Genomic DNA, 24,131 nt, shown 5'->3' with positions numbered 1-24,131 from the left:
AGCGGGGGGTTAACGAACTGGGGGCAAGGCGGCGTCCGACTCCTCGCAATCGGGCAAGTCGTCGTGATTCTGGAGCCGCGCTCCGCCGACTTCGAGATCAGGCCATTTCGGCGGCGTCGTTCTGGCCGTTCCGCCGCGCAGGGCGTCGCGCATGTCCGTACGCGGCCGTTGGGGACCGCAATTGAGCTGGGTCCATCGGCGGACTGAAGTCCATTTGCCGCTCCCGTCGCGGGCCCACAGGACCATCCGCCATTGTTCGGCGACCAGGACCTCGGGCGCGCCGTCATTGTTGACGTCGATCGGCTTGGCGACGCATTGGCCGGGCTGGAGGCACTCGGCGCGCTCATCGCTCGCCGGGACCGTTCCGGCGAATCCGCTGGGCAAGGCGGCTCCGGCCGGAGCGATCTCGAAGACGGGCGCCCGTTCGGGCCTGCCGAGATCGCGACCGGCCCACCGGTTCTTGAGGGCGCCAACTTCGCGCGCCTTGGCGGCGATGTCGGGCTTGGAGGACCGTTTCAAGCGATCCAAGGCCGCCTCGCCGGCCTTGCCGCTTTCGAAGCGCAGGAAGGTGAAGTCGAACTTGTCTGGAGTCACCGCACCCCGCTCCAGCCGACCCACCTGATCGGCGACGGCCAGGCGGTCCGGGTCGGCGATGGGGCTGAACAGGGCCAGGATGACCGCGATCTCGAGAACGGCGGTCCAGACGTTGGTCTGTTCCAGCGGCTGCATCCAGTCGGCGCCTTTTCGCCAGAAGGGCTGGAGGGCGGCGAAGCCGTAGCCGGCGGCGTAGGCCGCGCCGATGAGGGCGCAGGCGAAGGCGATGATGCGGTCCGGCGTCAGGCCGTGCTGGCCGATGCGCAGGGCCAGGCCCCAAAAGGCGATGACGATGAAGGGCGTCAGCAGGACGGCGGCGACCCGGACCGTAATGCGCAGGATCAGCGGCGGCAGGTTGTCGGCGCGGCCGTCCTGGTAGGCGGTGTTGATCAGGATGATCAGGACCCCGGCGGCCGAAAGGACAAGGGCAGTGGCGCTGCCAGTGTCCCACAGGCCCGACAGGCCGGTGAAGGGCAGGGCGGCCAGGAAGCCGGCGGCCAACACCGTCATCAGCAACAGGAGCCAGGACAGCAGCATCAGCACGACGCTGCGCACACCGCGGATCAGGCCGTCGCGCACGTCGGTCAGGTGAACGGCGGTGGCGAAGGTCAGGGTGGTCACCGGGATGGAGAACCATTCCTCGGTAATGAGCGTGTCGAGGAAGTCGAGGCCGATGACCTTGAACAGGGCGGCCCCGAGGTGGAGCAGGATCCACAGCGCCCCCGTGAAGCCGATCGACAGGGCCAACTGCACGCCGGCCTTCCAGGCGGTGTCGAAATAGGTTGGGAAGGCCGCGATCCACCTGCGCTCCATGTCAGCCGGCAGGACCAGATGGTGGCCGATGAACAGGGCGGTCGCCGCGAAGATGGGCATGGGGAAGGTCAGGAACGGCGGATGGAGGCCTTCGCCCGCGCCGCGGGACGCTACGCTGTGCCAGCCCAGCAGGGCGAGGAAGGCCGTGGCGGCCAATGCCCAGGCCAGGAGGACCGGCCAGCGCATGCGGCCCGCGCCGGCCAACAGCAGCACCGGGATCATGACCAGGATCAGCGCCAGCGGCCCGAACAACTCGGGCACGGTGGCGGGCCAGGTGGGGCCCGGACCGCAGGCTCCCGGAAGGGTCGAGTCGCACAGCCGCGAATACGCCTCAGCCGACCGGTACAGCCACCACAGCGCCGTGCCCTGGGCCAGGCCGATGGCGAGGCGGAACACGACGAGCAGGGGTGATCCCGTCCGTCCGAGACTGTTGCGGCCGGTCGCTTCGCTGGCGTCCGTCATGGGCTTCCCCTCCCTGATTATGGTCAAGGTGCACCAGATAGCGGCTCACGTCTTGCGGATTTCCGGTGCAGACGCAGCGCAGGGCGCGTCCCCGCTTGAGTTTCCGCCCGGGCCGTGTATAGAGCGCGCCTTCTCCGTCGCAGCTTCGGCCGCGGCGGTCCTGTCCGAGAACTTCGGGGCGTGGGGGCCACCCACCGCCGTAACTGCCAGAGAGCCCTCTGGCGCCGTGGGGAGATGGGGATGCAGACGACCACCGTCACCCGGTATCCGGGCGCATGGGGTTTGAGCTTCCTTCGGACATTACGACCGGCCTGAACGTCTCGCAGCGATGCGCGGCGCTTTGGCCAAATCCGTCGTCGGGAATAAGCCCGGCGGCGAATGCAAGACTGGAGACCGCAATGGACCGCGCACAAAAAGCCGAGTCGATCGAAACGCTGAAGGGCGTTTTCGCCGACGCGGGCGCCGTGGTCGTGACCCACAACCTGGGTCTGACCGTTGCGGATATGGAAGACCTGCGTGGCCGTCTTCGTAAAGAAGGCGCCGCATTCAAGGTGGTCAAGAACCGCCTGGCGCTGAAGGCGCTCGAAGCCGCTGAAGGCAGCGATTACCACGGCCTGTTCAAGGGTCCGGTGGGCATCGCCTACGCCGACGACGCGGTGACGGCCGCCAAGGTCACCGCCGAATTCGCCAAGGCCAACGACAAGTTCGTCGTCCTGGGCGGCTTCATGGGTGACAAGGTTCTGGACGCGAAGGGCGTGGAGGTTCTCTCCAAACTGCCGTCGCTGGATCAGATCCGCGCTTCGTTCCTCGGCCTGCTCAACACGCCTGCGACCCGTATCGCCGGCGTCGTCCAGGCCCCGGCCGGCCAACTGGCTCGCGTTTTCAACGCGTACGCCACGAAGGACGCCGCGTAAGCGGAACCGCCTCTTTCATCTCTGCAAACTCTCTCTGAACCCTATTCCTCCGAAGGAAATCTACCATGACCGACCTGACCAAGATCGTCGAAGACCTGTCCAAGCTGACCGTCCTCGAAGCCGCTGAACTCTCGAAGCTGCTGGAAGAAAAGTGGGGCGTCAGCGCCGCTGCTCCGGTCGCCGTCGCCGCTGTCGGCGGTGGCGCCGCCGCCCCGGTCGAAGCTGCTGAAGAGCAAACCGAGTTCACCGTTGTCCTGATCGACGGCGGCGACAAGAAGATCAACGTCATCAAGGAAGTCCGCGGCGTCCGTTCGGACCTGGGTCTGAAGGAAGCCAAGGACCTGGTCGAAGGCGCTCCGCAGAACGTCGTCGAGAACGTCTCGAAGCAGACCGCCGACGAAGTCGCCAAGAAGCTGACCGAAGCCGGCGCCAAGGTCCAGATCAAGTAATCTGGTCCATGGCCGGTCGCCCCTCGGGGCGACGGTTTGGAAAGTCGAGCGGGCCGGGGAGCGATCCCCGGCCCGTTTTCTTTTTGTGGACGCGTGGCGGATCGCGCCGTCGCCGCCCATCTCCGGCATCCCCCCTCAAGAGGATGACGCCATGAAGATCCTGATGGTCCTGACCTCTCACGACCAACTCGGCGACACGGGCCGCAAGACCGGGTTCTGGCTGGAGGAGTTCGCCGCGCCGTACTACGCGCTCAAGGACGCCGGCGCCGAAATCGTCATCGCCTCGCCGAAAGGCGGGCAGCCGCCGCTAGATCCCAAGAGCGACGCCGAAGACGCCCAGACCGACGACACCCGACGCTTCCGCGAGGATCCCGAGGCGCAGCAGGCGCTGGGCGCCACGCATCGCCTTGGCGAGATGAAGGCCGCGGACTTCGACGCAGTCTTCTATCCGGGCGGCCATGGCCCCTTGTGGGATCTGGCGACCGACCCCGCATCGATCAGCCTGATCGAGGCCTTTGCGCGGACAGGCAAGCCGACCGGCTTCGTTTGCCATGCCCCAGGCGTGCTGAAGGCGGTCAAGAGCGAGGACGGCGAACCTTTGGTCAAGGGCCGCAAGGTGACGGGCTTCACCAATAGCGAGGAAGAGGCGGTGGGGCTGACCCAGGTCGTCCCCTTCCTGGTCGAGGATATGCTGAAGGCGAACGGCGGCCGCTACAGCAAGGGCGCGGATTGGGCCTCGCACGTATTGACAGACGGGACCCTGGTCACCGGCCAGAATCCAGCGTCCTCGCGCGAGGCGGCGCAGGCCCTGCTGGGCCTGCTGAAGACCTAGGCCTTCGGCCTCGCGCTCGGCTTCGTCACCGCCGACGCGGCGTCAGGATGTCGCCCAGCCGGTCCGGGGTTCCCTCGATCCGCTCCAGCCGCGGGTAGCGCAGGCCGCCGTGGTAGTCGAAGGACAGGGTGCGGAACTCGTCGCCGCGCTTGATCACCAGCTTGATGGGATCGGTCCCGCCCTTGGCCGCGGTGACGGCGTTGCGGAGCGCCTCGGCCGAGGCGGTGCGGTCGTTGACCGCCACCAGCTCCCAGCCGGCGCCGACGCCCTGCTCGAAGGCCGGGCCGCCCCAGAGGACGCCGGTGATGCGGTTGTTCGAGCCGAGGGTGAAGCCCAGCGAATACTGGAAATCGTTGGCCCAGCCGGACTGGATGGTCTTCTCCAGCGGGGTCAGGCGGTCGACGTAGGTGAGGCGGTAGCCGCCACGCGCGATGCCGTCCAGCGGGGCCTTGGCGTCGGGACCGACCGCATCCAGGCGGGTGCGCAGGAAGGTCGCCCAGTCGTGCGGGTGGACGGCGTTGAGGTGCTGGACCACGTCGTCGAAGGTGTAGGGCCGGGCCTCCCAGACGCCGTCCTCGATGCCGAAGAAGGCCTTGGCGAAGTCGTCCAGCGACTTCTTGCCGCCGGTCTGCTCGCGGATCAGGGTGTCGGCGTCCAGCCAGACCAGCAGGGCTTCGCGATAGTAGTCGCCGGTGCCGCGCATCCACGAGGACCACGGATTGGTGGTGCGGTAGCCGAGTAGGTTGTGGTTCGAGGTGTCCTGCAGCGCACGCCAGGCCCGGCCGGGCTGGTTCTCATAGAAGCCGGCGATCTCGGCGAGGGTGATGAGCACCTCGTCCTTGGTCCCCAGACCCGAGCGGGCGGTCAGGACTTCGCCCCAGTACTCGGTCTGGCCCTCGTAGACCCACATCAGGCTGTTCTGGGTGGGGACGTTGAAGTTCGGGACGTATTCGTCGGACGGACGGCGGAATTTGCCGTTCCAGCTGTGGGTGAACTCGTGCGGCAGCAGGCTGCGCGAACCGTAGTCCGGATTCGAGCCGGTGAAGAAGGACGGGCTGGCGGTGTTCTCGGACGAGCGGTGATGCTCCAGGCCGATGCCGCCCATCTTCGAGGTCAGGCCGAGCAGGAATTCGTAGTGGTCGAAGTGGCGGGCGCCGAAGAGGCGGTCGGCCTGGTCGACCAGGGCCTCGTACTGGGCGATGCGCTCGGGGCCGGCGTTGAGCGAGGCGGCGGTGTCGCCCACCAGGTTCAGGTGCACCGGCGAGCGGCCGCCCGGATCCAGGTCGATGCGGCGGTAGTGCTTGCCCGCGAACATCGGGCTGTCCGCCAGGTGCTCCAGGGAGATCGGCGCGAAGGTCGCCACGTCGCCCTCGCGGCCGGTGGTGGTCAGGGCCACCCCGTACTGCCAGCCCTCCGGCAGCTTGACCGAGGGGGCGAACAGGATCCGGCTCTGATGGTAGCCCGCCGGGTAGAGCAGGGCCTTCTCCCACTGGAGGTTGACCATCTCGGGGGTCATGACCACGCGCCAGACGGCGTTGTCCGGCTGGGTCAGCCATTCGAACGAGACCTCGATCTCGGACACGCCCGCGGGGATGTCGAGGTGGAAGGCGTGCGGATCGACGGTGTCGCGGACCCACTCGATCCGCTGGCCATTGCCCGTGACGGTCACCCCGGAGATCAACTGGATCGGGCCGGTGTCGGCGTGGTTGCCCGGGATGAATTTGGGATACTGCAGGACCAGATGGCCCGGCGAGACCGGGACGGTCTGGCGGGTGCGGATCACCTTGTGGTCCAGGTCGGTCAGATCAACCTGGATGCCGATGACGCCCGGATAGTCGCGGTCCTGCGGGGCCGGGATCGGCGGCAGGGCGTGCGGCAGGCTGGTCGGCGGATTCAGCGGCGTCTGCGCCTGGGAGGCCGGGACCTGGGCGAGTGCGGGCAGGGCGCTGGAGGCGAGCAGCAGCGCGATGGCGGCGGTTCTAAGCATACGGTCGGCTCCGATCAGCGACGGCGCGGGGCGAGGATGTCGCCGAGACGGTCCGGCGTGCCCTCGATCCGCTCGAGGTGCGGGTAGCGAAGGCCGCCGTGGTAGTCGAAGCGGACGGTGCGGAAGCGGTCGCCGTTCTTGAGCATCAGCTCGACCGGGACGTTCGGGTCCTTGGCGGCGGTGATGGCCTCGGAGACGCCCGCGGCGGTGGCGGTCCGGCCGTTGACGGCCACGACCTCCCAGCCCGGGCGCAGGCCGGCCTCGAAGGCGGGCGAGCCCCAGCGCACGGCGGTGACGCGCATCGCCGGGTTCAGCGACAGGCCGAGCGAATAGGCGAAGTCGACGCGGCTGTACTCGGCGTTCAGGGCCTTGGAGTAGTCGTTCGGCGTCTCGCGCCAGACCAGGCGATATCCGCCGCGCTCGATGCCGGCGTTGGGCGTCGGGGCGTTCTCGCCGACCGCGTCCAGGTGGGTGCGCAGGAAGGTGGCCCAGTCGTTAGGCTGGACGCCGTTCAGCACGCCGGTGACGGTATCGAAGGTGTAGGGCGCCGGATCCCAATCGCCGTCCTCGACCCCGAAGAAGCCCTTGGCGAAGTCGTCGAGTGACTTCTTGCCGCCCGTCTGCTCGCGGATCCAGGTGTCGGCGTCGAGCCAGATCATCGAGCCTTCGCGGTAGTAGTCCTCGCTGCGCTGGAAGCTGGCCCAGGGCTGCGGGCGGCGCTGGGCGATGATCGGGTCGTTGGTGGTGTCCTGCAGGGCGCGCCAGCTGCGGCCCGGGTTGTCCTCGGCGTAGGGCGCGGCGGTGTTGGCGAAGACGTCCAGCGCCTGCTGCTTGCTCAGCAGGCCGGCGCGAGCAGTCAGGATCAGGCCCCAGTACTGGGTCTGGCCCTCGTAGACCCACAGCAGGGAGTTCTGCAGCGGCTCGTTGAGGTTCGGCGTCAGCTGGTCGGCCGGGCGGCGCCACTTGCCGTTCCAGGAGTGGGTGTACTCGTGGCCGAGCAGGTCTCGGTCGCCAATGGTGCCGAGACGGTCGGTGAAATATTTGGTGTCGACGCTGTTCTCGGACGAGCGGTGGTGCTCCAGGCCGATGCCGCCGAGCTTGTCGGTGACGGCGAGCAGGAAGTCGTAGTGGTTGAAGTGGCGGGCGCCGAACAGACGGTCGGCCTGCTGCACCAGGCTGCGGTGCAGCGCGATGTGCTCGTCGGTGGCGGCCAGCATGGCGGCGTCATCGGCGACGATGTTCAGGCGCACCGGCGAACGGCCGCCCGGATCCAGGTCGATCTGACGATAGTGGGCGCCGGCGAAGACCGGGCTGTCGGCCAGGTGCTCGAGCGTGATCGGCGCGAAGGTCGCCACGCCGTTCTGGAACGAGCGGGTGTCCAGCGCCGCGCCGTACTGCCAGCCGGCGGGCAGGCGCAGGGTCGGCTCGACGGTGATCTGGCTGTGGTAGTAGCCGGCCGGATAGAGGACCGCCTTCTCCCACTGGATGTTCAGCATCTCGTCGGTGATGACGATGCGGCCCTGGGCGCCCTCGATCGGCGTCAGCCACTTGAAGGCGACCTCGACCGATGAAGCGCCGGCCGGGACCTCGACCTGGTAGCCGTTTGTGTGGACCGTGTTGCGGACCCAGCGCAGCGGCTGGCCGTTGGCGGTGATGTGCAGGTCGGCGAGGTCGTCGACGGGGCCGACCGGGCCGTGGGCGCCGGGGATCCACTGCGGATAGAGCAGGATCAGCGGGCCGGGGCCGGCGACGGGGATGGTCTGCTTCACCGAGACGATGCGACGATCGATGTCGGTGGCGTCGACGTCCAGGGTGATGACGCCCGGATAGGCCACGTCCTGCGGCGCGGGGATCGGGGCCAGCGTGCGGTCCAGGGCGGGCGTGCCGACCTGGGCGAGAGCGGGAGCGGATCCGAAAAGCAGCGCCGCGGCGCAAGCGGAAACAAGCAGGCGGGCGGCAGGCTTCATCGAGTCACTTTCCAGCTGGACGGGCAGGGGCGCAGATCACTGCGGGCGCGCCTAGGGGTCAACCCGGACGCGCGCCCGCGGGATTAAATCGCCGTCATGTTCGAAATCCGTCGCCCGTGGCGCGTGGAAATCAGGCCGCCGGCTTCACTTCCAGCAGCTCGACCGTGAACAGCAGGGTCGAGTTCGGGGGCAGTTCGTCGCCTCCGACCCAGCGTTCGCCGTAGCCAAGGGCGGCGGGGATGACGAACTCGAACTTCTCGCCTTCGCGCATGAGGGCGACGCCCTCGGTCCAGCCCTTGATCACGCGGTTGAGCGGGAACTCGGCCGGCTCATTGCGGGCGTAGGAGCTGTCGAACTCGCGGCCGTCGACGAAGGTCCCGCGGTAGTGGACCTTGACCGTGTCGGTGGCCACGGGCTGGCGGCCGGCTTTGTGGGCCGGTCCGACGCGGCGGTACTGCAGACCGGAGGCGGTCGTGGTCCAGCCCTCGCGGGCGGCGTTCCATTCCAGATAGGCGTTGTTGCCGACGGTCCAGTTCGCCTGGGTCGATGGGCCGGCGTAGTTGTAGACCGGCTGCGGATCCGAGACGGCGCAGGCGCCGAGGGCGAGGGCCGCCGAGGCGGCGAGAGCGATCTGTTTCATGCGGCGAAGCTAGCAGCACGGCGGCGCTTGAGGAACAGGGCCTCGGCGGGGGCGGGCGACAACACCAGGGCGGCGTCGTAGTCGTGCAACGCCTCCTTCATGCGGCCCAGTCGCGCGCACAGATCGGCGCGCGCAGCGTGGTAGGGCAGCCAGCCGGGGGCCGCGGCTTCATCCAGGGCTTCGAGACCGGCGACGGGGCCCTCGACCTCGGCCAAGGCCACGGCGCGATTGACCCGGATGACCGGGTCGTCGCGGTGGGTGAGCAGGGCGTCGTAGAGCGCCACGATGCCGGACCAGGGCGAGCGACCGGTGCGGGCGCGCTCGGCGTGGGCGGCGTGGATGGCCGCCTGCAAGGCTCGGGGGCCCGGCGGAGCGCCGTGGGAGACGGCGTTGGCGATGAGCAGCCGGGCTTCGCCGTCGGCGATCAGCGCCGCGTTCCAGTCGCGGGGATCCTGTTCGGACAGCGGCAACATCGCGCCGTGGGCGTCCAGCCGGGCCGGGCGGCGGGCCTCGGCGAAGCGCACGGTGGCGGCCAGGGCCTGGACCTCCGGATCGTGCGGGGCGAGGCGGGCGAGCAGGCCGGTCAGGGCCAGCATTTCACGGGCGAACTCTGCATGCGGCCCGGCCAGGGCGGCGTCTGCATGGGCCTGGGCGTAGGCGATCTCCAGCGTGGACAGGACGGCGTCCATACGCTCCGGCCATCGATCGGGACCGGGCGTCTCGAACGGCACGCCGGCGGCTGCGATCTTGCGCTTCGCCCGCAGCAGGCGCTGCGACAGGGTCGGTTCGGGGACCAGGAAGGCGGCGGCGATCTCCGCCGTCGACAGGCCGCAGACGGTCTTGAGGGTCAGGGCGGCGCGGGCGTCGGGGGCGACGGCCGGGTGGCAGCAGACGAAGATCAGGCGCAGCCGTTCGTCGGGGATGGGCTCGTCGAGGGCCATGACCTGCTCCTCCGGCGTGGGGTCGGGCGCGGCCGGGTCCGGGCGGTGGTTGGCGGCTGTGCCGCGCCGGCGCAGGCGGTCCAGGGCCGCGCGACGGGCCGTCGCGTAGAGCCAGGCGGCGGGATCGGCGGGCGGTGTCTCGTCCCAGGCGGCGACGGCCCGTACGCAGGCTTCGGCGAAGGCCTCCTCGGCGAGGTCGAGATCGCGGAACGCAGCGGCGAGCGCGGCGACGACCCGTCCGCCGGCCTCGCGGAAGGTGCGGTCGAGGATCGGGGTCGCCGGGCTCGCCATCGGCGTCAGCCTTCGCCCGGGTCGGGCATGTCGAGGCAGGGGCGGATTTCGACCGAGCCGTTGGCGGCGATCGGCAGCTTGCGCGCCCAGTCGATGGCGGCGTCGAGGTCGGGCACGTCGATCAGATAAATGCCGCCCAGCTGTTCGCGAGTCTCGGCGAAGGGCCCGTCGTGAAGCGTGCGGCCCTGGGGCGTGATGCGGACGGTGGTTGCGGTGTCCGACCACATCAGGCCGGCTCCGCCCTGCAGCAGGCCCTTCTGGGCCAGTTCGCCGGCGAAGGCGTTATGCGACTCGAGGACGGACCTCCAGGCCGGATCCTGGTCGCGGGCGGGATAGGACTCGGCTTCGTTCTCGTAGATGATCAGGGCGTACTGCATGGCGGCTCTCCCGTCGTCCGATCGGCCGATCCGATCATGCGCGACAACCGGGAGACGCGCGAGCGTGGCCGGATCCGACAGGGGACGATAACTTTTCGTCTTTCGACTTTATTTCGCCGACAAAGCGAGTATATGAGCCCGTTCCGCTAACTCCGTAATGAGTCCGCGCGAAAGCGCCGAGGCCCGGTTTGTCGCCCTCCGACCGGTGCGAAGGCGCGCTCCTCCCCAAGGGAGCCATACAATTCAGGCGTCCTGGGACCGTAAGGCCCGAGGGTGGACGCCGAAACCGATGGTCACGGGTCGCCGGTCGGCGGGCCGTGGCTGCTGCATTGAGCGCAGGCTGCCCGGCCTGACGCGATTGGGAAGACAGAATGGCCAAGTCCAAAGCCGAACTCACCGTGAACGGTCAGTTCGCCACCGCCACCTCGTTCACCGGCAAGAAGCGTATCCGCCACTCGTTCGGCCGGATCCCTGAAGCGGTGCAAATGCCGAACCTGATCGAGGTTCAGCGCGCCTCCTACGAGCAGTTCCTGCAGCGCGAAGTGCGCTCGGGGCCGCGCCGGGACCAGGGCATCGAGGCGGTGTTCAAGTCGGTCTTCCCGATCAAGGACTTCAACGAACGCGCCATCCTCGAATACGTCTCGTACGAGTTCGAAGAGCCGAAGTACGACGTCGAAGAGTGCATCCAGCGCGACATGACCTATGCCGCGCCGCTGAAGGTCAAGCTGCGCCTGATCGTCTTTGAATCGGACGAGGAAACGGGCGCCCGCTCGGTCAAGGACATCAAGGAGCAGGACGTCTACATGGGCGACATCCCGCTCATGACGGACAAGGGCACCTTCATCGTCAACGGGACGGAGCGGGTCATCGTCTCGCAGATGCACCGTTCGCCGGGCGTCTTCTTCGATCACGACAAGGGCAAGACGCACAGCTCGGGCAAGCTGCTGTTCGCCGCGCGCGTGATCCCGTACCGCGGTTCGTGGCTCGACTTCGAGTTCGACGCCAAGGACATCGTCTACGTCCGTATCGACCGTCGCCGTAAGCTGCCGGCCTCGACCTTCCTGATGGGTCTGGGCATGGACGGCGAGGAAATCCTCAAGACCTTCTACGAGACGGTCCCTTACGAGAAGCGCGGCGAAGGCTGGGTCACGCCCTACAAGCCGGAACGCTGGCGCGGTGTGAAGCCGGAGTTCGACCTGGTCGACGCCGACACCGGCGAAGTCGTCGCCTCGGCCGGCGCCAAGATCAGCGCCCGTCAGGCCAAGAAGCTGGCCGACGGCGGCCTCAAGGCCCTGTCGCTGGCCCAGGACGCCCTGCTGACCAAGTATCTGGCCGCCGACGCGGTCAACTACGAGACCGGCGAGATCTACGCTGAAGCCGGCGACGAGCTGGACCAGGCCACGATCGAACTGCTGGAAAGCCACGGCTTCACCACCATCGACGTGCTGGACATCGACCACGTCACGGTCGGCGCCTACATGCGCAACACCCTGCGCATCGACAAGAACACCGGCCGCGAGGACGCGCTGTTCGACGTCTATCGCGTGATGCGCCCGGGCGAGCCGCCGACCCCGGAAGCCGCCGAAGCGATGTTCAACTCGCTGTTCTTCGACGCCGAGCGCTACGACCTGTCGGCCGTGGGCCGCGTCAAGATGAACATGCGTCTGGAGACCCCCGAGGTCTCGGACGAGATCCGCGTCCTGCGCAAGGACGACGTGCTCAAGGTCCTGCAGATCCTGGTCGGCCTGAAGGACGGCCAGGGCGAGATCGACGACATCGACAACCTGGGCAACCGCCGGGTCCGCTCGGTCGGCGAACTGCTGGAGAACCAGTACCGCGTCGGCCTGCTGCGCATGGAGCGCGCCATCAAGGAGCGCATGAGCTCGGTCGATATCGACACGGTCATGCCGCACGACCTGATCAACGCCAAGCCGGCCGCGGCGGCGGTGCGTGAGTTCTTCGGCAGCTCGCAGCTGTCGCAGTTCATGGACCAGACCAACCCGCTGTCGGAGATCACCCACAAGCGCCGCCTCTCGGCGCTTGGCCCGGGCGGTCTGACCCGCGAGCGCGCCGGCTTCGAAGTCCGCGACGTGCACCCGACCCACTACGGCCGGATCTGCCCGATCGAAACGCCGGAAGGCCCGAACATCGGCCTGATCAACTCGCTGGCCACCCACGCGCGCGTCAACAAGTACGGCTTCATCGAGAGCCCGTACCGTCGCGTGAAGGACGGCATGGCCCAGGACGAGGTGGTCTACATCTCGGCCATGGAAGAGGCGAAGTACGTCATCGCCCAGGCCAACATCGAGCTGAAGAACGGCGAGATCGTCGAGGACCTGGTCCCCGGCCGGATCAACGGTGAATCCCAGCTGCTCATCAAGGCTGACGTCGACATGATGGACGTGTCGCCGAAGCAGGTCGTTTCGGTCGCCGCCGCCCTGATCCCGTTCCTGGAAAACGACGACGCCAACCGCGCCCTGATGGGCGCCAACATGCAACGTCAGGCCGTGCCGCTGGTGCAGTCGGACGCGCCGCTGGTCGGCACCGGCATGGAAGCCGTCGTCGCCGTGGACTCCGGCGCTGTCGTGGTCGCCAAGCGTGAAGGCGTCGTCGAGCAGATCGACGGCACCCGTATCGTCGTCCGCGCCACCGGCGACCTGGACGCCGGCCGCTCGGGCGTCGACATCTACCGCCTGTCGAAGTTCCAGCGTTCGAACCAGTCGACCTGCATCAACCAGCGCCCGATCGTGCGCGTGGGCGATGAAGTGAAGGCCGGCGACGTCATCGCCGACGGTCCGTCGACCGACCTGGGCGAACTGGCCCTGGGCCGCAACGCCCTCGTCGCCTTCATGCCCTGGAACGGCTACAACTTCGAAGACTCGATCCTGATCTCGGAGCGCATCGTGCGCGACGACGTCTTCACCTCGATCCACATCGAGGAGTTCGAGGTCATGGCCCGCGACACCAAGCTCGGGCCGGAAGAGATCACCCGCGACATCCCGAACGTCGGCGAGGAAGCCCTGCGCAACCTCGACGAGGCCGGCATCGTGGCGATCGGCGCCGAAGTCCAGCCGGGCGACATCCTGGTCGGCAAGGTGACCCCGAAGGGCGAAAGCCCGATGACCCCGGAAGAGAAGCTGCTGCGCGCCATCTTCGGCGAGAAGGCTTCGGACGTCCGCGACACCTCGCTGCGCCTGCCCCCGGGCGTCGCCGGCACCATCGTCGACGTGCGCGTCTTCAACCGCCACGGCGTCGACAAGGACGAACGCGCCCTGGCCATCGAACGCGCCGAAATCGAACGCCTCGGCAAGGACCGTGACGACGAGCTCAAGATCCTCGAGCGCAACGTCTACGGCCGCCTGAAGCCGCTACTGGTCGGCAAGAACGCGACCTCGGGTCCGAAGGGCCTGGGCCGCGGCGAAGTCACCGAAGACAAGCTGGGCGAGCTCTCGCGCGGCCTGTGGTGGCAGATCGCCCTGGACGACGAGAAGGCCATGGGCGAGCTCGAGGCCATGAAGAAGCAGTTCGAGGACGCCCGTAAGGCCCTCGACCGCCGCTTCGAAGACAAGGTCGAGAAGCTGCAGCGCGGCGACGAACTGCCCCCGGGCGTAATGAAGATGGTCAAGGTCTTCGTGGCCGTGAAGCGCAAGCTTCAGCCGGGCGACAAGATGGCCGGCCGTCACGGCAACAAGGGCGTCATCTCCAAGATCCTGCCGATCGAGGACATGCCGCACCTGGAAGACGGCACCACCGTCGACCTGGTTCTGAACCCGCTGGGCGTGCCGTCGCGCATGAACATCGGCCAGATCTTCGAAACCCACCTGGGTTGGGCCGCCGCCGGTCTCGGCAAGCAGATCCAGGGCCTCCTGGAGGCGTGGCAGCACGGCGGTCAGAAGCAGGCCCTCGTCGACCACCTGCAGGACATCTACGGCAAGGACACCCCGCTTCCGGATACGGAAGAGGAGCTGGTCGAGCTGGCCCGCAACCTGTCCAAGGGCGTTCCGTTCGCGACCCCGGTCTTCGACGGCGCGCACATCTCGGACATCGAGGACCTGCTCGAGAAGGCGGGCCTGGACCGCACCGGCCAGTCGATCGTCTACGACGGTCAGACCGGCGAGCAGTTCAAGCGTCCGGTCACGGTCGGCTACATCTACATGCTGAAGCTGCACCACCTGGTCGACGACAAGATCCACGCCCGCTCCATCGGCCCGTACTCGCTCGTCACCCAGCAGCCGCTGGGCGGTAAGGCGCAGTTCGGCGGACAGCGCTTCGGTGAAATGGAAGTGTGGGCGCTGGAAGCCTACGGCGCGGCCTACACCCTGCAGGAGATGCTGACGGTGAAGTCCGACGACGTGGCCGGCCGCACCAAGGTCTACGAGGCCATCGTCCGCGGCGACGACAGCTTCGAGGCGGGCATCCCCGAGTCGTTCAACGTGCTCGTGAAGGAAATGCGCTCGCTGGGCCTGAACGTGGAGCTGGAGAACAGCTGACCGACCGAATGATCCCTCCTCGCGAAAGCGGGGAGGGACGGTCCTCCGCTCTCTCCATCTGAATGAAATTTGGCGGCTTTGCCGCAGAAGGAAAAAAGATGAACCAGGAAGTCCTGAACATCTTCAACCCGGTCCCGGTCACCCCGACCTTCGACCAGATCAAGATCGCCCTGGCCTCGCCGGAGAAGATCCGGTCGTGGTCGTTCGGCGAGATCAAGAAGCCGGAAACCATCAACTACCGGACGTTCAAGCCCGAGCGTGACGGCCTGTTCTGCGCCCGTATCTTTGGCCCGACCAAGGACTACGAATGCCTGTGCGGCAAGTACAAGCGCATGAAGTACAAGGGCATCATCTGCGAGAAGTGCGGCGTCGAGGTCACCCTGGCCCGCGTCCGTCGCGAGCGCATGGGCCACATCGAACTGGCCGCCCCGGTCGCGCACATCTGGTTCCTGAAGTCGCTGCCGTCGCGTATCGCCCTGATGCTCGACATGGCCCTGAAGGACGTCGAGCGCGTCCTGTATTTCGAGAACTATATCGTCACCGAGCCGGGCCTGACCCCGCTGAAGCAGAACCAACTGCTGACGGAAGACGAGTTCTACCGCTACCAGGACGAGTTCGGCGATGACGGCTTCACCGCCGAGATCGGCGCCGAAGCCGTGCGCAACCTGCTGATCGGCATCGACCTCAACGCCGAGGCCGAGAAGCACCGCGGCGAGCTCGCCGACAACCCGTCGGAAATGAAGGCCAAGAAGGCCTCCAAGCGCCTGAAGCTGATCGAGGCCTTCCTCGAGAGCGGCAACAAGCCCGAGTGGATGATCCTGACCGTCGTGCCGGTCATCCCGCCGGAACTGCGCCCGCTGGTGCCGCTGGACGGCGGCCGCTTCGCGACCTCCGACCTGAACGACCTGTATCGCCGGGTCATCAACCGGAACAACCGCCTGAAGCGCCTGATCGAGCTGCGCGCGCCGGACATCATCATCCGCAACGAAAAGCGGATGCTGCAGGAGTCGGTCGACGCCCTGTTCGACAACGGCCGTCGCGGCCGCGTCATCACCGGCGCCAACAAGCGTCCGCTGAAGTCGCTCGCCGACATGCTGAAGGGCAAGCAGGGCCGCTTCCGTCAGAACCTGCTCGGCAAGCGTGTCGACTACTCGGGCCGTTCGGTCATCACCGTGGGTCCCGAGCTGAAGCTGCACGAGTGCGGCCTGCCGAAGAAGATGGCGCTCGAGCTGTTCAAGCCGTTCATCTACGCGCGCCTGGACGCCAAGGGCCTGTCGGGCACCGTCAAGCAGTCCAAGCGCATGGTCGAGCGCGAGCAGCCGCAGGTGTGGGATATCCTCGACGAGGTCATCCGCGAGCACCCGGTGCTGCTAAACCGCGCCCCGACCCTGCACCGCCTCGGCATCCAGGCCTTCGAGCCGAAGCTGATCGAAGGCAAGGCGATCCGTCTGCACCCGCTGGTCTGTACGGCGTTCAACGCCGACTTCGACGGCGACCAGATGGCCGTGCACGTCCCGCTGTCGCTTGAAGCGCAGCTGGAAGCGCGCGTCCTGATGATGTCGACGAACAACATCCTGTCGCCCGCCAACGGCAAGCCGATCATCGTGCCGTCGCAGGACATCGTCCTGGGCCTGTACTACCTGTCGCTCGTCAAGGAAGGCGAGATCGGCGAGGGCAAGCTGTTCGCCAACATGGGTGAGATCGACGCCGCGCTCGACGCCAAGGTCGTCACGCTGCACACCAAGATCAAAGCCCGCTGGACCGAGATGAACGCGGCCGGCGAGGTCGTGACCAAGGTCATCGACACCACCCCGGGCCGGATGAAGCTGGGCGCTCTGCTGCCGCAGAACCAGAACATCGGCTACCGCCTGCTTGAGAAGAACCTGACCAAGAAGGAAATCGGCAACCTGATCGATCAGGTCTACCGTCACTGTGGTCAGAAGGCGACGGTCATCTTCGCCGACCAGATGATGCAGCTGGGCTTCCGCGAAGCCGCCAAGGCCGGCATCTCGTTCGGCAAGGACGACATCGTCATTCCGGCCGCCAAGGCCGGCCTGGTCGCCGACACCCGCACCCAGGTGGAAGAGTACGAGCAGCAGTATGCTGACGGCCTCATCACCAAGGGCGAGAAGTACAACAAGGTCGTCGACGCCTGGGCCAAGGCCACGGACAAGATCGCCGATGCGATGATGGGCGAGATCGCCCAGCCGCGCGTCCTGGCCAAGGGCCAGAACCCGGACATCAACTCGGTGTTCATGATGGCCAACTCGGGCGCCCGCGGTTCGCAGGCGCAGATGAAGCAGCTGGGCGGCATGCGGGGCCTGATGGCCAAGCCGTCGGGCGAGATCATCGAAACCCCGATTATCTCGAACTTCAAGGAAGGCCTGACCGTCCTCGAGTACTTCAACTCGACCCACGGCGCCCGTAAGGGCCTCGCGGACACCGCGCTGAAGACCGCCAACTCGGGTTACCTGACCCGCCGTCTGGTGGACGTGGCCCAGGACTCGATCGTCACCGAGGACGACTGCGGCTCGACCCGCGGCATCACCCTGCGGGCGGTGGTCGAGGGCGGCGACGTGCTCGTCTCCCTGGGCCAGCGCTGCCTCGGCCGCTACTCCGCGGAAGACATCAAGGAGCCCGGCACCGACACGATCCTGCTGCCTGCGGACACCTATCTGCAGGAAGAGGAAGTCGAGATCCTGGAGGCCGCCGGCGTCCAGTCGGTCAAGGTCCGTTCGGCCCTGACCTGCGAAGCCGAAGCCGGCATCTGCGCCTTCTGCTACGGCCGTGACCTGGCCCGCGGCACCAACGTCAACATCGGCGAAGCGGTGGGCGTTATCGCCGCCCAGTCGATCGGCGAGCCGGGCACCCAGCTGACGATGCGGACCTTCCACATCGGCGGCACCGCCCAGGTGGCCGAGACCTCGTTCTTCGAGGCGACCAACGCCGGTACGGCCAAGATCACCGGCCCGACCGTCAAGGCGCAGCACGGCGACCTGGTCGCCATGAGCCGCAACGTGGTCGTGACCATCGTCGTGGACGGCAAGGACCGCGAGACCCACAAGGTCCCGTACGGCGCCCGCATCCGCGTCAAGGAAGGCGCCGACGTGGCCCGCAGCCAGCGTCTGGCCGAGTGGGACCCGTACACCTCGCCGATCCTCACCGAAGTGGGCGGCGCGATCCGCTTCGAGGACCTGGTCGAGGGCCTTTCGGTCCGCGAGGAAACCGACGAAGCGACGGGTATCGCCCAGCGCGTCGTCTCCGACTGGCGCGCCAGCCCGCGCGGCGCGGACCTGCGTCCGGCCATGGGCGTCACCTCCGGCGACGCCTACGCCAAGCTGGCATCGGGCTCTGACGCCCGCTACCTGCTGCCGGTCGGCGCGGTTCTGTCCGTGTCCAACGGCGATACGGTCAAGCCGGGCGAGATCATCGCCCGTGTCCCGACCGAGGGCGCCAAGACCCGCGACATCACCGGCGGTCTGCCGCGGGTGGCCGAGCTGTTCGAAGCCCGTCGTCCGAAGGATTGCGCGGTCATCGCCGAGATGGACGGTCGCGTCGAATTCGGTCGCGACTACAAGAACAAGCGCCGCATCAAGATCACGCCTGAGCCGAATGCTGACGGCGTGCAGGGCGAGGCGGTCGAGTTCCTGATCCCGAAGGGCAAGCACATCTCCGTCCACGACGGCGATCTGATCCAGAAGGGCGACTACATCATCGACGGCAACCCGGATCCGCACGATCTGCTGCGCATCCAGGGCGTCGAGGCGCTCGCCGAGTACCTGGTGAACGAAGTGCAGGAGGTCTACCGACTGCAGGGCGTGCCGATCAACGACAAGCACATCGAGGTGATCGTTCGCCAGATGCTGCAGAAGGTCGAGATCCTGGACTCGGGCGAAACCACCCTGATCCGTGGCGACACGGTGGAAGTGGCGGAAGCCGTTCTGGAGAACCAGAAGGTCGAGAAGCGCGGCGGCCGCCAGGCCATCACGCAGCCGGTCCTGCTGGGCATCACCAAGGCGTCGCTGCAGACCCGCAGCTTCATCTCGGCGGCCTCGTTCCAGGAAACCACCCGCGTGCTGACCGACGCTTCGGTCAACGGCAAGCGCGACACCCTGGAAGGCCTGAAGGAGAACGTCATCGTCGGCCGTCTGATCCCGGCCGGCACCGGCGCCTACCTGCGCTCGCTGCAGAAGATCGCCAACGAGCGTGACGCTGAACTGACCCAGGCCCGCGAAGACGCCATCGAGCCGCTGCCGGCCGATCTGGCGCTGGAGCTGGAGCAGTCGGAAGGCTGATCCTGGTTCAGGACTGAACTGAAGAGGGCGGCGCTGGCGACAGCGCCGCTCTTTTTGTTTGGGCGCTATCGCTCGCGCCGCGGGCGCTCGCTGCTTGAGCGCGGCGGGTGCGCTGCCGCGGGCGCCGTGCGCAGGGGCGCACGCTCGTCCCCCTAGTCTTCTTCCGCCTCCCGGATCCGGTCGCGGCGGGTGCGGACGTTGGCGGTCGAATCCGGCCGCAGGGACGGGTCGAGGTGAGCCCCGGCGACCCCCATGCCGAAATTGGAGCCGGGCCCTTCCTGGGGGCCGACGACGCCGACCCCGCCCGCCAGCGGCCGGCGACGCGCCTCGTACTCGGCGAGGGCCCGGGCGCCCTCGCGAGCGAAGCGGGCGTCGCGCTCGGGATTGCCGGTGCCTTCGATCGGCGCGGCGGCGGCGGCGCGCTCTCCGAAGCGGTCGTCACAGATCGCCCGTTCCGCGGGGCTGAGCAGGCGAGGCGAGGCGCATCCGACCGTGCCGGTGCGCAGGCTGCGTCCGACCCGATCGCCGGCGCCTTCCGGGCGGACCTGCCAGGGCGCCGTGCCGACGTCGGCCGGCGGCGGCGGGGCGCCGGGCGCCGCAGCGCGAGCGACGGGCGCGGGTGGGCGGTCCTCCTCCTCGTCGGGTGTTCGGAACGGGTTCACGACAGCTGCCGAGGCGGGGCCGGTCGTCGGCGTTGTCTCGGCTTGACGGCGGGGCGGGGGCGGCCGGACGCGCGCGGTCTCGCCCGGCAGCAGCGGCCGGGGCTCGATCTCGACCGGAATGATGAACTCCTGGCTGGCGAGAGGGGCGTCGAGCCCGAGAGTGCGCCAGCCGATCAGGCCGAAGAGGATGACGTGAAAGCCGACCGACGCCGCGACGATCGCCGGCTTGCGCCAGCGTTCGGCTCGCGCCGGCCAGATCCACGCAACCCTGGTCATCCATCCTCCCTGCGTACAGCCCTAGGGTGACCCGGCGAGCGTGGCCGTATTGCGGCCTGGGCGACGGCGAAGACGAGATACTACGCCCTTCCGAAGGTCTGCGTCCCCTTCCTTGCCGGGGGTGGGGTGGTTAGGGTGTCGCCTCGACGGCGCCGGCCGTCGCCGGCGGGCTGTCGATGCTTGGATTGTTGAGCCTCTTTGTCTCGTCCCTTCAGGACCCTGCCGCCGACGTCCCGGCCAACCTGCCGCCGGTTACCGTCGAGCAGCCGCGCAACGGCGAGGTGGTGCTGAGCTGTGCGGTGTCGCCCAGCGGCCAACTGGCGGATTGCCAGGTCGTGTCCGAGACGCCGCCTGGGCGTGGGTTCGGGGAGGCCGCCCTGCGGAGCGCCGGCCGCGCCCGGCTGAGCCAGGACAGCGTGCGTGAATCCGGAGGCCGAGGACGGGTCAGATTCACGGTCCGTTTCCGCTACGATCCCCCAGAGCCTTGACCTGATCCCCCTTCGCGCGTAGAAGCCGCCCACTTTCGAGAAGGGCGTCCCCCGGGACGGCCGTCGTGATCGTGACAATCTAGATACGGGCTGTGCCCGCCGGAACGTCCAAAGCGCACGTTCCGGCTTTTGTGTTTGTCGCAATACCGGCTCGGAACTCCACCCGGGGCGGCCTCAGGGCCGTCCGAAAAGAAGGCTCACCGGGGCGCTCCGGCCGAAAGGCACACGCCCCCATCGACTAGAAGAGAACGAGTACTCGATGCCTACGATCAACCAGCTGATCCGCAAGCCGCGCGCCCCCAAGCCGGTCCGCAACAAGGTCCCGGCCCTGAAGGGCTGCCCGCAGCGTCGCGGCGTCTGCACCCGCGTCTACACCACGACCCCGAAGAAGCCGAACTCGGCTCTGCGTAAGGTCGCCAAGGTCCGTCTGACCACCGGCATCGAAGCCGTGTGCTACATCCCGGGCGAAGGCCACAACCTGCAAGAGCACTCCGTCGTGCTCATCCGCGGCGGCCGCGTGAAGGACCTTCCGGGCGTTCGCTACCACATCCTGCGCGGCGTGCTCGACACGCAAGGCGTCAAGGACCGCAAGCAGCGCCGTTCGCACTACGGCGCCAAGCGTCCGAAGTAAGACGAACCGAACCACCAGTTTCTCCCGGCCGAGGCCGGGAACCCGAGAACGATCTAAAAGGCCAAGCCCATGTCCCGTCGTCACCGCGCCCAGAAGCGCGAAGTTCTGCCGGATCCCAAGTTCAAGGATCTGATCGTCACCAAGTTCATGAATTACGTCATGTACGAGGGCAAGAAGGCCGTCGCCGAGAACATCGTCTACGGCGCGTTCGATATCCTGGCCGAGAAGAAGAAGGACCAGGAGCCGGTCGCGACCTTCCACGCCGCGCTCGACAACGTCGCCCCGGCGGTCGAAGTCCGTTCGCGTCGCGTCGGCGGCGCCACCTACCAGGTGCCGGTCGAAGTCCGTCCGGACCGTCGTCGCGCCCTGGCCATCCGCTGGCTGGTCAACGCCGCTCGCAAGCGTGGCGAGAACACCATGACCGAGAAGCTGGCGGCCGAGCTGCTGGACGCCTCGAACAACCGCGGCACCGCGGTCAAGAAGCGTGAAGACACCCACAAGATGGCCGAAGCCAACCGCGCCTTCAGCCATTACCGCTGGTAACGCCTTCGAGGCGGTGCTCGCACTGAGTAACTGAGACTATCCGGCGCGGGCGGTTTGAGCTAAATCGCCCGCGCTCGCTTATCTGACCATTCCCCGAGGCGCCGCAGCGGCGCCGCATCTGACCGCAAGGCACGCTCCCATGCCCCGCACGCATAAAATCGAAGACTACCGCAACTTCGGCATCATGGCGCACATCGACGCCGGCAAGACGACGACGACCGAGCGGATCCTGTATTACACCGGCAAGTCCCACAAGATCGGCGAAGTGCACGACGGCGCCGCCACCATGGACTGGATGGACCAGGAGCAGGAACGCGGCATCACCATCACGTCGGCCGCGACGACCGCCTTCTGGCAAGAGAAGCGCCTCAACATCATCGACACCCCCGGGCACGTGGACTTCACCATTGAAGTCGAGCGCTCGCTGCGCGTCCTCGACGGCGCCGTGACGGTGCTGGACGGCAACGCCGGCGTCGAGCCGCAGACCGAGACCGTCTGGCGCCAGGCCGACAAGTACAAGGTTCCGCGCATCGTCTTCGTCAACAAGATGGACAAGATCGGCGCCGACTTCGACAAGTCGGTCGAGTCGATCCGCGACCGTCTGGGCGCCAAGGCCGTGCCGATCCAGTTCCCGATCGGCGCCGAAAGCTCGCTGTCGGGCCTGGTCGATCTGGTCCGCATGAAGGCCGTCATCTGGGACAACGACGCCCTGGGCGCGAACTTCCGCGACGAAGAGATCCCGGCTGACCTGGTCGACAAGGCCAACGAAGCCCGCCAGTACCTGATCGACAACGCCGTCGAGCTCGACGACGAGGCGATGGAAGCCTACCTCGAGGGCAACGAGCCGTCGGAAGCGACCATCAAGAAGTGCATCCGCAAGGCCGTGCTGACCGGCGCGTTCTACCCGATCCTCTGCGGCTCGGCGTTCAAGAACAAGGGCGTCCAGACCCTGCTCGACGCCGTCGTCGACTACCTGCCGTCGCCGGTGGACATCCCGCCGACCCCGGGCATCGACTTCAAGACCGAAGAGCCGGTCACCCGCCGCGCCTCGGACGAAGAGCCCCTGTCGGTTCTGGCGTTCAAGATCATGGACGACCCCTTCGTCGGCTCGCTGACCTTCTGCCGCCTGTACTCGGGCAAGATGGAAACCGGCATGTCGCTGCTGAACTCCAGCCGCGACAAGCGCGAGCGCGTCGGCCGCATGCTGCAGATGCACTCGAACAACCGCGAGGACATCAAGGAAGCCTACGCCGGCGACATCGTCGCCCTGGCCGGCCTGAAGGAAACCCGCACCGGCGACACCCTGTGCGATCCCCTGAAGTCGCCCGTCATCCTTGAGAAGATGGAGTTCCCGGCTCCGGTCATCGAGATCGCCGTCGAGCCCAAGTCGAAGGCCGACCAGGAGAAGCTGGGCGTCGCCCTGGCCAAGCTGGCCTCCGAAGACCCGTCCTTCACCGTCTCGACCGACCACGAGTCGGGCCAGACCATCCTGAAGGGCATGGGCGAGCTGCACCTCGACATCAAGATCGACATCCTGAAGCGGACCTACAAGGTCGACGCCAACATCGGCGCGCCGCAGGTGGCCTATCGTGAATCGCTCGGCCGCAAGGTCGACATCGACTACACGCACAAGAAGCAGACCGGCGGTACGGGCCAGTTCGCCCGCGTCATGATCACGTTCGAACCCGGTGAACCCGGTTCGGGCTTCGTGTTCGAAAGCGCCATCGTCGGCGGCGCGGTGCCCAAGGAATACATCCCGGGCGTCGAGAAGGGCCTCGAGTCCGTCAAGGACGGCGGCCTGCTGGCCGGCTTCCCGCTGATCGACTTCAAGGCGACCCTGACGGACGGCAAGTTCCACGACGTCGACTCCAGCGTGCTGGCGTTCGAAATCGCGTCGCGCGCCGCGTTCCGCGAGCTGAAGGAAAAGGGCGCTCCGAAGCTGCTCGAGCCGATCATGGCGGTTGAGGTCGTGACCCCCGAGGAATACCTCGGCTCGGTCATCGGCGACCTGAACGGCCGTCGCGGCATGATCCAGGGTCAGGACATGCGCGGCAACGCCACCGTCGTGAACGCCTTCGTGCCGCTGGCCAACATGTTCGGCTACGTGAACACGCTGCGCGGCATGTCGCAGGGCCGCGCCCAGTTCACGATGCAGTACGACCACTATGACCCGGTGCCGCAACACGTCGCCGACGAAGTGATCAAGAAGTACAGCGCGTAACCACAACAGTTCCCCGGCGGCCCTTCGGGCCCGCCGGGACCCCTGAAAACCCAAGGACTAAGCCCCCTCAATTCAGGGGACGGAGAGAAGAGAATGGCCAAGGAAAAGTTCGAACGTAACAAGCCGCACTGCAACATCGGCACGATCGGTCACGTCGACCACGGCAAGACGACCCTGACGGCGGCGATCACGATGACGCTGGCCAAGGCCGGCGGCGCATCGCCTGGACCGGCGAGGGCTTCGAGGCGAAGCAGACCT

At 67.4% G+C, this 24,131-nt stretch carries 17 protein-coding genes; 10 read left to right on the top strand and 7 right to left on the bottom strand.

What is annotated here, in order from left to right; translation table 11 throughout:
- Positions 1-9 precede the first annotated feature (9 nt).
- Positions 10-1,869: a DUF4153 domain-containing protein gene (locus ASC65_RS12235; RefSeq protein WP_056453602.1), complete on the bottom strand. Its 1,860-nt coding sequence runs from the start codon at positions 1,867-1,869 to the stop codon at positions 10-12.
- A gap of 398 nt (positions 1,870-2,267) precedes the next feature.
- Between ASC65_RS12235 and rplJ the strand changes: the two genes are divergently transcribed.
- The 3 genes from rplJ (at position 2,268) to ASC65_RS12220 (ending at position 4,064) form a co-directional block, all read left to right on the top strand.
- Positions 2,268-2,783 (top strand): 50S ribosomal protein L10, encoded by a 516-nt coding sequence (rplJ, locus tag ASC65_RS12230; protein ID WP_056453599.1) that lies wholly within the window; start codon positions 2,268-2,270, stop codon positions 2,781-2,783.
- Positions 2,784-2,848: 65 nt separating this feature from the next.
- On the top strand, positions 2,849-3,232 hold the full coding sequence (rplL, locus tag ASC65_RS12225; protein ID WP_056453596.1) for a 50S ribosomal protein L7/L12: 384 nt from the start codon (positions 2,849-2,851) through the stop codon (positions 3,230-3,232).
- A gap of 151 nt (positions 3,233-3,383) precedes the next feature.
- Positions 3,384-4,064 (top strand): type 1 glutamine amidotransferase domain-containing protein, encoded by a 681-nt coding sequence (locus tag ASC65_RS12220; RefSeq protein WP_056453593.1) that lies wholly within the window; start codon positions 3,384-3,386, stop codon positions 4,062-4,064.
- A 25-nt stretch (positions 4,065-4,089) separates the two neighbouring features.
- Here ASC65_RS12220 and ASC65_RS12215 read toward each other — a convergent pair whose 3' ends face one another.
- The 5 genes from ASC65_RS12215 to ASC65_RS12195 form a co-directional block, all read right to left on the bottom strand.
- Positions 4,090-6,051 (bottom strand): M61 family metallopeptidase, encoded by a 1,962-nt coding sequence (locus ASC65_RS12215; protein ID WP_056453590.1) that lies wholly within the window; start codon positions 6,049-6,051, stop codon positions 4,090-4,092.
- A gap of 14 nt (positions 6,052-6,065) precedes the next feature.
- Complete coding sequence (locus tag ASC65_RS12210) at positions 6,066-8,018, bottom strand: M61 family metallopeptidase (protein WP_056453587.1); 1,953 nt, start codon at positions 8,016-8,018, stop codon at positions 6,066-6,068.
- Between the two features lie 130 nt (positions 8,019-8,148).
- A complete protein-coding gene (locus ASC65_RS12205) occupies positions 8,149-8,658 on the bottom strand; it encodes an FKBP-type peptidyl-prolyl cis-trans isomerase (RefSeq protein ID WP_056453586.1) in 510 nt (169 codons plus the stop codon).
- Positions 8,655-9,890, bottom strand: coding sequence for an RNA polymerase sigma factor (locus tag ASC65_RS12200; protein WP_056453583.1), 1,236 nt, complete (start codon positions 9,888-9,890; stop codon positions 8,655-8,657). The genes ASC65_RS12205 and ASC65_RS12200 overlap by 4 nt, the downstream gene beginning before the upstream one ends.
- 5 nt (positions 9,891-9,895) lie before the next feature.
- On the bottom strand, positions 9,896-10,267 hold the full coding sequence (locus tag ASC65_RS12195; protein WP_056453579.1) for a YciI family protein: 372 nt from the start codon (positions 10,265-10,267) through the stop codon (positions 9,896-9,898).
- A 371-nt stretch (positions 10,268-10,638) separates the two neighbouring features.
- Here ASC65_RS12195 and rpoB point away from each other — a divergent pair, with 371 nt between their 5' ends.
- Both rpoB and rpoC read left to right on the top strand, forming a co-directional pair.
- Positions 10,639-14,757, top strand: coding sequence for a DNA-directed RNA polymerase subunit beta (gene rpoB, locus ASC65_RS12190; protein ID WP_056453575.1), 4,119 nt, complete (start codon positions 10,639-10,641; stop codon positions 14,755-14,757).
- A 98-nt stretch (positions 14,758-14,855) separates the two neighbouring features.
- Positions 14,856-19,052, top strand: a complete 4,197-nt coding sequence (rpoC, locus tag ASC65_RS12185) for a DNA-directed RNA polymerase subunit beta' (RefSeq protein ID WP_056453572.1) — start codon at positions 14,856-14,858, stop codon at positions 19,050-19,052.
- A gap of 152 nt (positions 19,053-19,204) precedes the next feature.
- Here the strand turns inward: rpoC and ASC65_RS12180 are convergent, their stop codons facing one another.
- Positions 19,205-19,990 carry a hypothetical protein gene (locus tag ASC65_RS12180; RefSeq protein ID WP_056453569.1) on the bottom strand — a complete coding sequence of 262 codons (786 nt, stop codon included), beginning with the start codon at positions 19,988-19,990 and terminating at the stop codon, positions 19,205-19,207.
- 188 nt (positions 19,991-20,178) lie between these two features.
- Between ASC65_RS12180 and ASC65_RS16800 the strand changes: the two genes are divergently transcribed.
- The 5 genes from ASC65_RS16800 to ASC65_RS16795 all read left to right on the top strand — a co-directional run.
- Positions 20,179-20,478 (top strand): TonB family protein, encoded by a 300-nt coding sequence (locus tag ASC65_RS16800; protein WP_162245676.1) that lies wholly within the window; start codon positions 20,179-20,181, stop codon positions 20,476-20,478.
- Positions 20,479-20,737: 259 nt separating this feature from the next.
- Complete coding sequence (rpsL, locus tag ASC65_RS12175) at positions 20,738-21,109, top strand: 30S ribosomal protein S12 (protein ID WP_056453566.1); 372 nt, start codon at positions 20,738-20,740, stop codon at positions 21,107-21,109.
- A gap of 69 nt (positions 21,110-21,178) precedes the next feature.
- Positions 21,179-21,652, top strand: a complete 474-nt coding sequence (gene rpsG, locus ASC65_RS12170) for a 30S ribosomal protein S7 (RefSeq protein ID WP_056453563.1) — start codon at positions 21,179-21,181, stop codon at positions 21,650-21,652.
- Positions 21,653-21,791: 139 nt separating this feature from the next.
- Positions 21,792-23,873 carry an elongation factor G gene (gene fusA, locus ASC65_RS12165; RefSeq protein WP_056453560.1) on the top strand — a complete coding sequence of 694 codons (2,082 nt, stop codon included), beginning with the start codon at positions 21,792-21,794 and terminating at the stop codon, positions 23,871-23,873.
- 93 nt (positions 23,874-23,966) lie between these two features.
- Positions 23,967-24,131 (top strand): GTP-binding protein (locus ASC65_RS16795; protein ID WP_235561494.1); only part of this gene is annotated, 165 nt, incomplete at its 3' end.

Origin of the sequence: Brevundimonas sp. Root1279, assembly GCF_001425945.1 — a bacterium.
Lineage (GTDB): Bacteria > Pseudomonadota > Alphaproteobacteria > Caulobacterales > Caulobacteraceae > Brevundimonas.
Note: the sequence above shows the minus strand (reverse complement) of the source record. Positions and strands in the feature narration are given on the sequence as shown.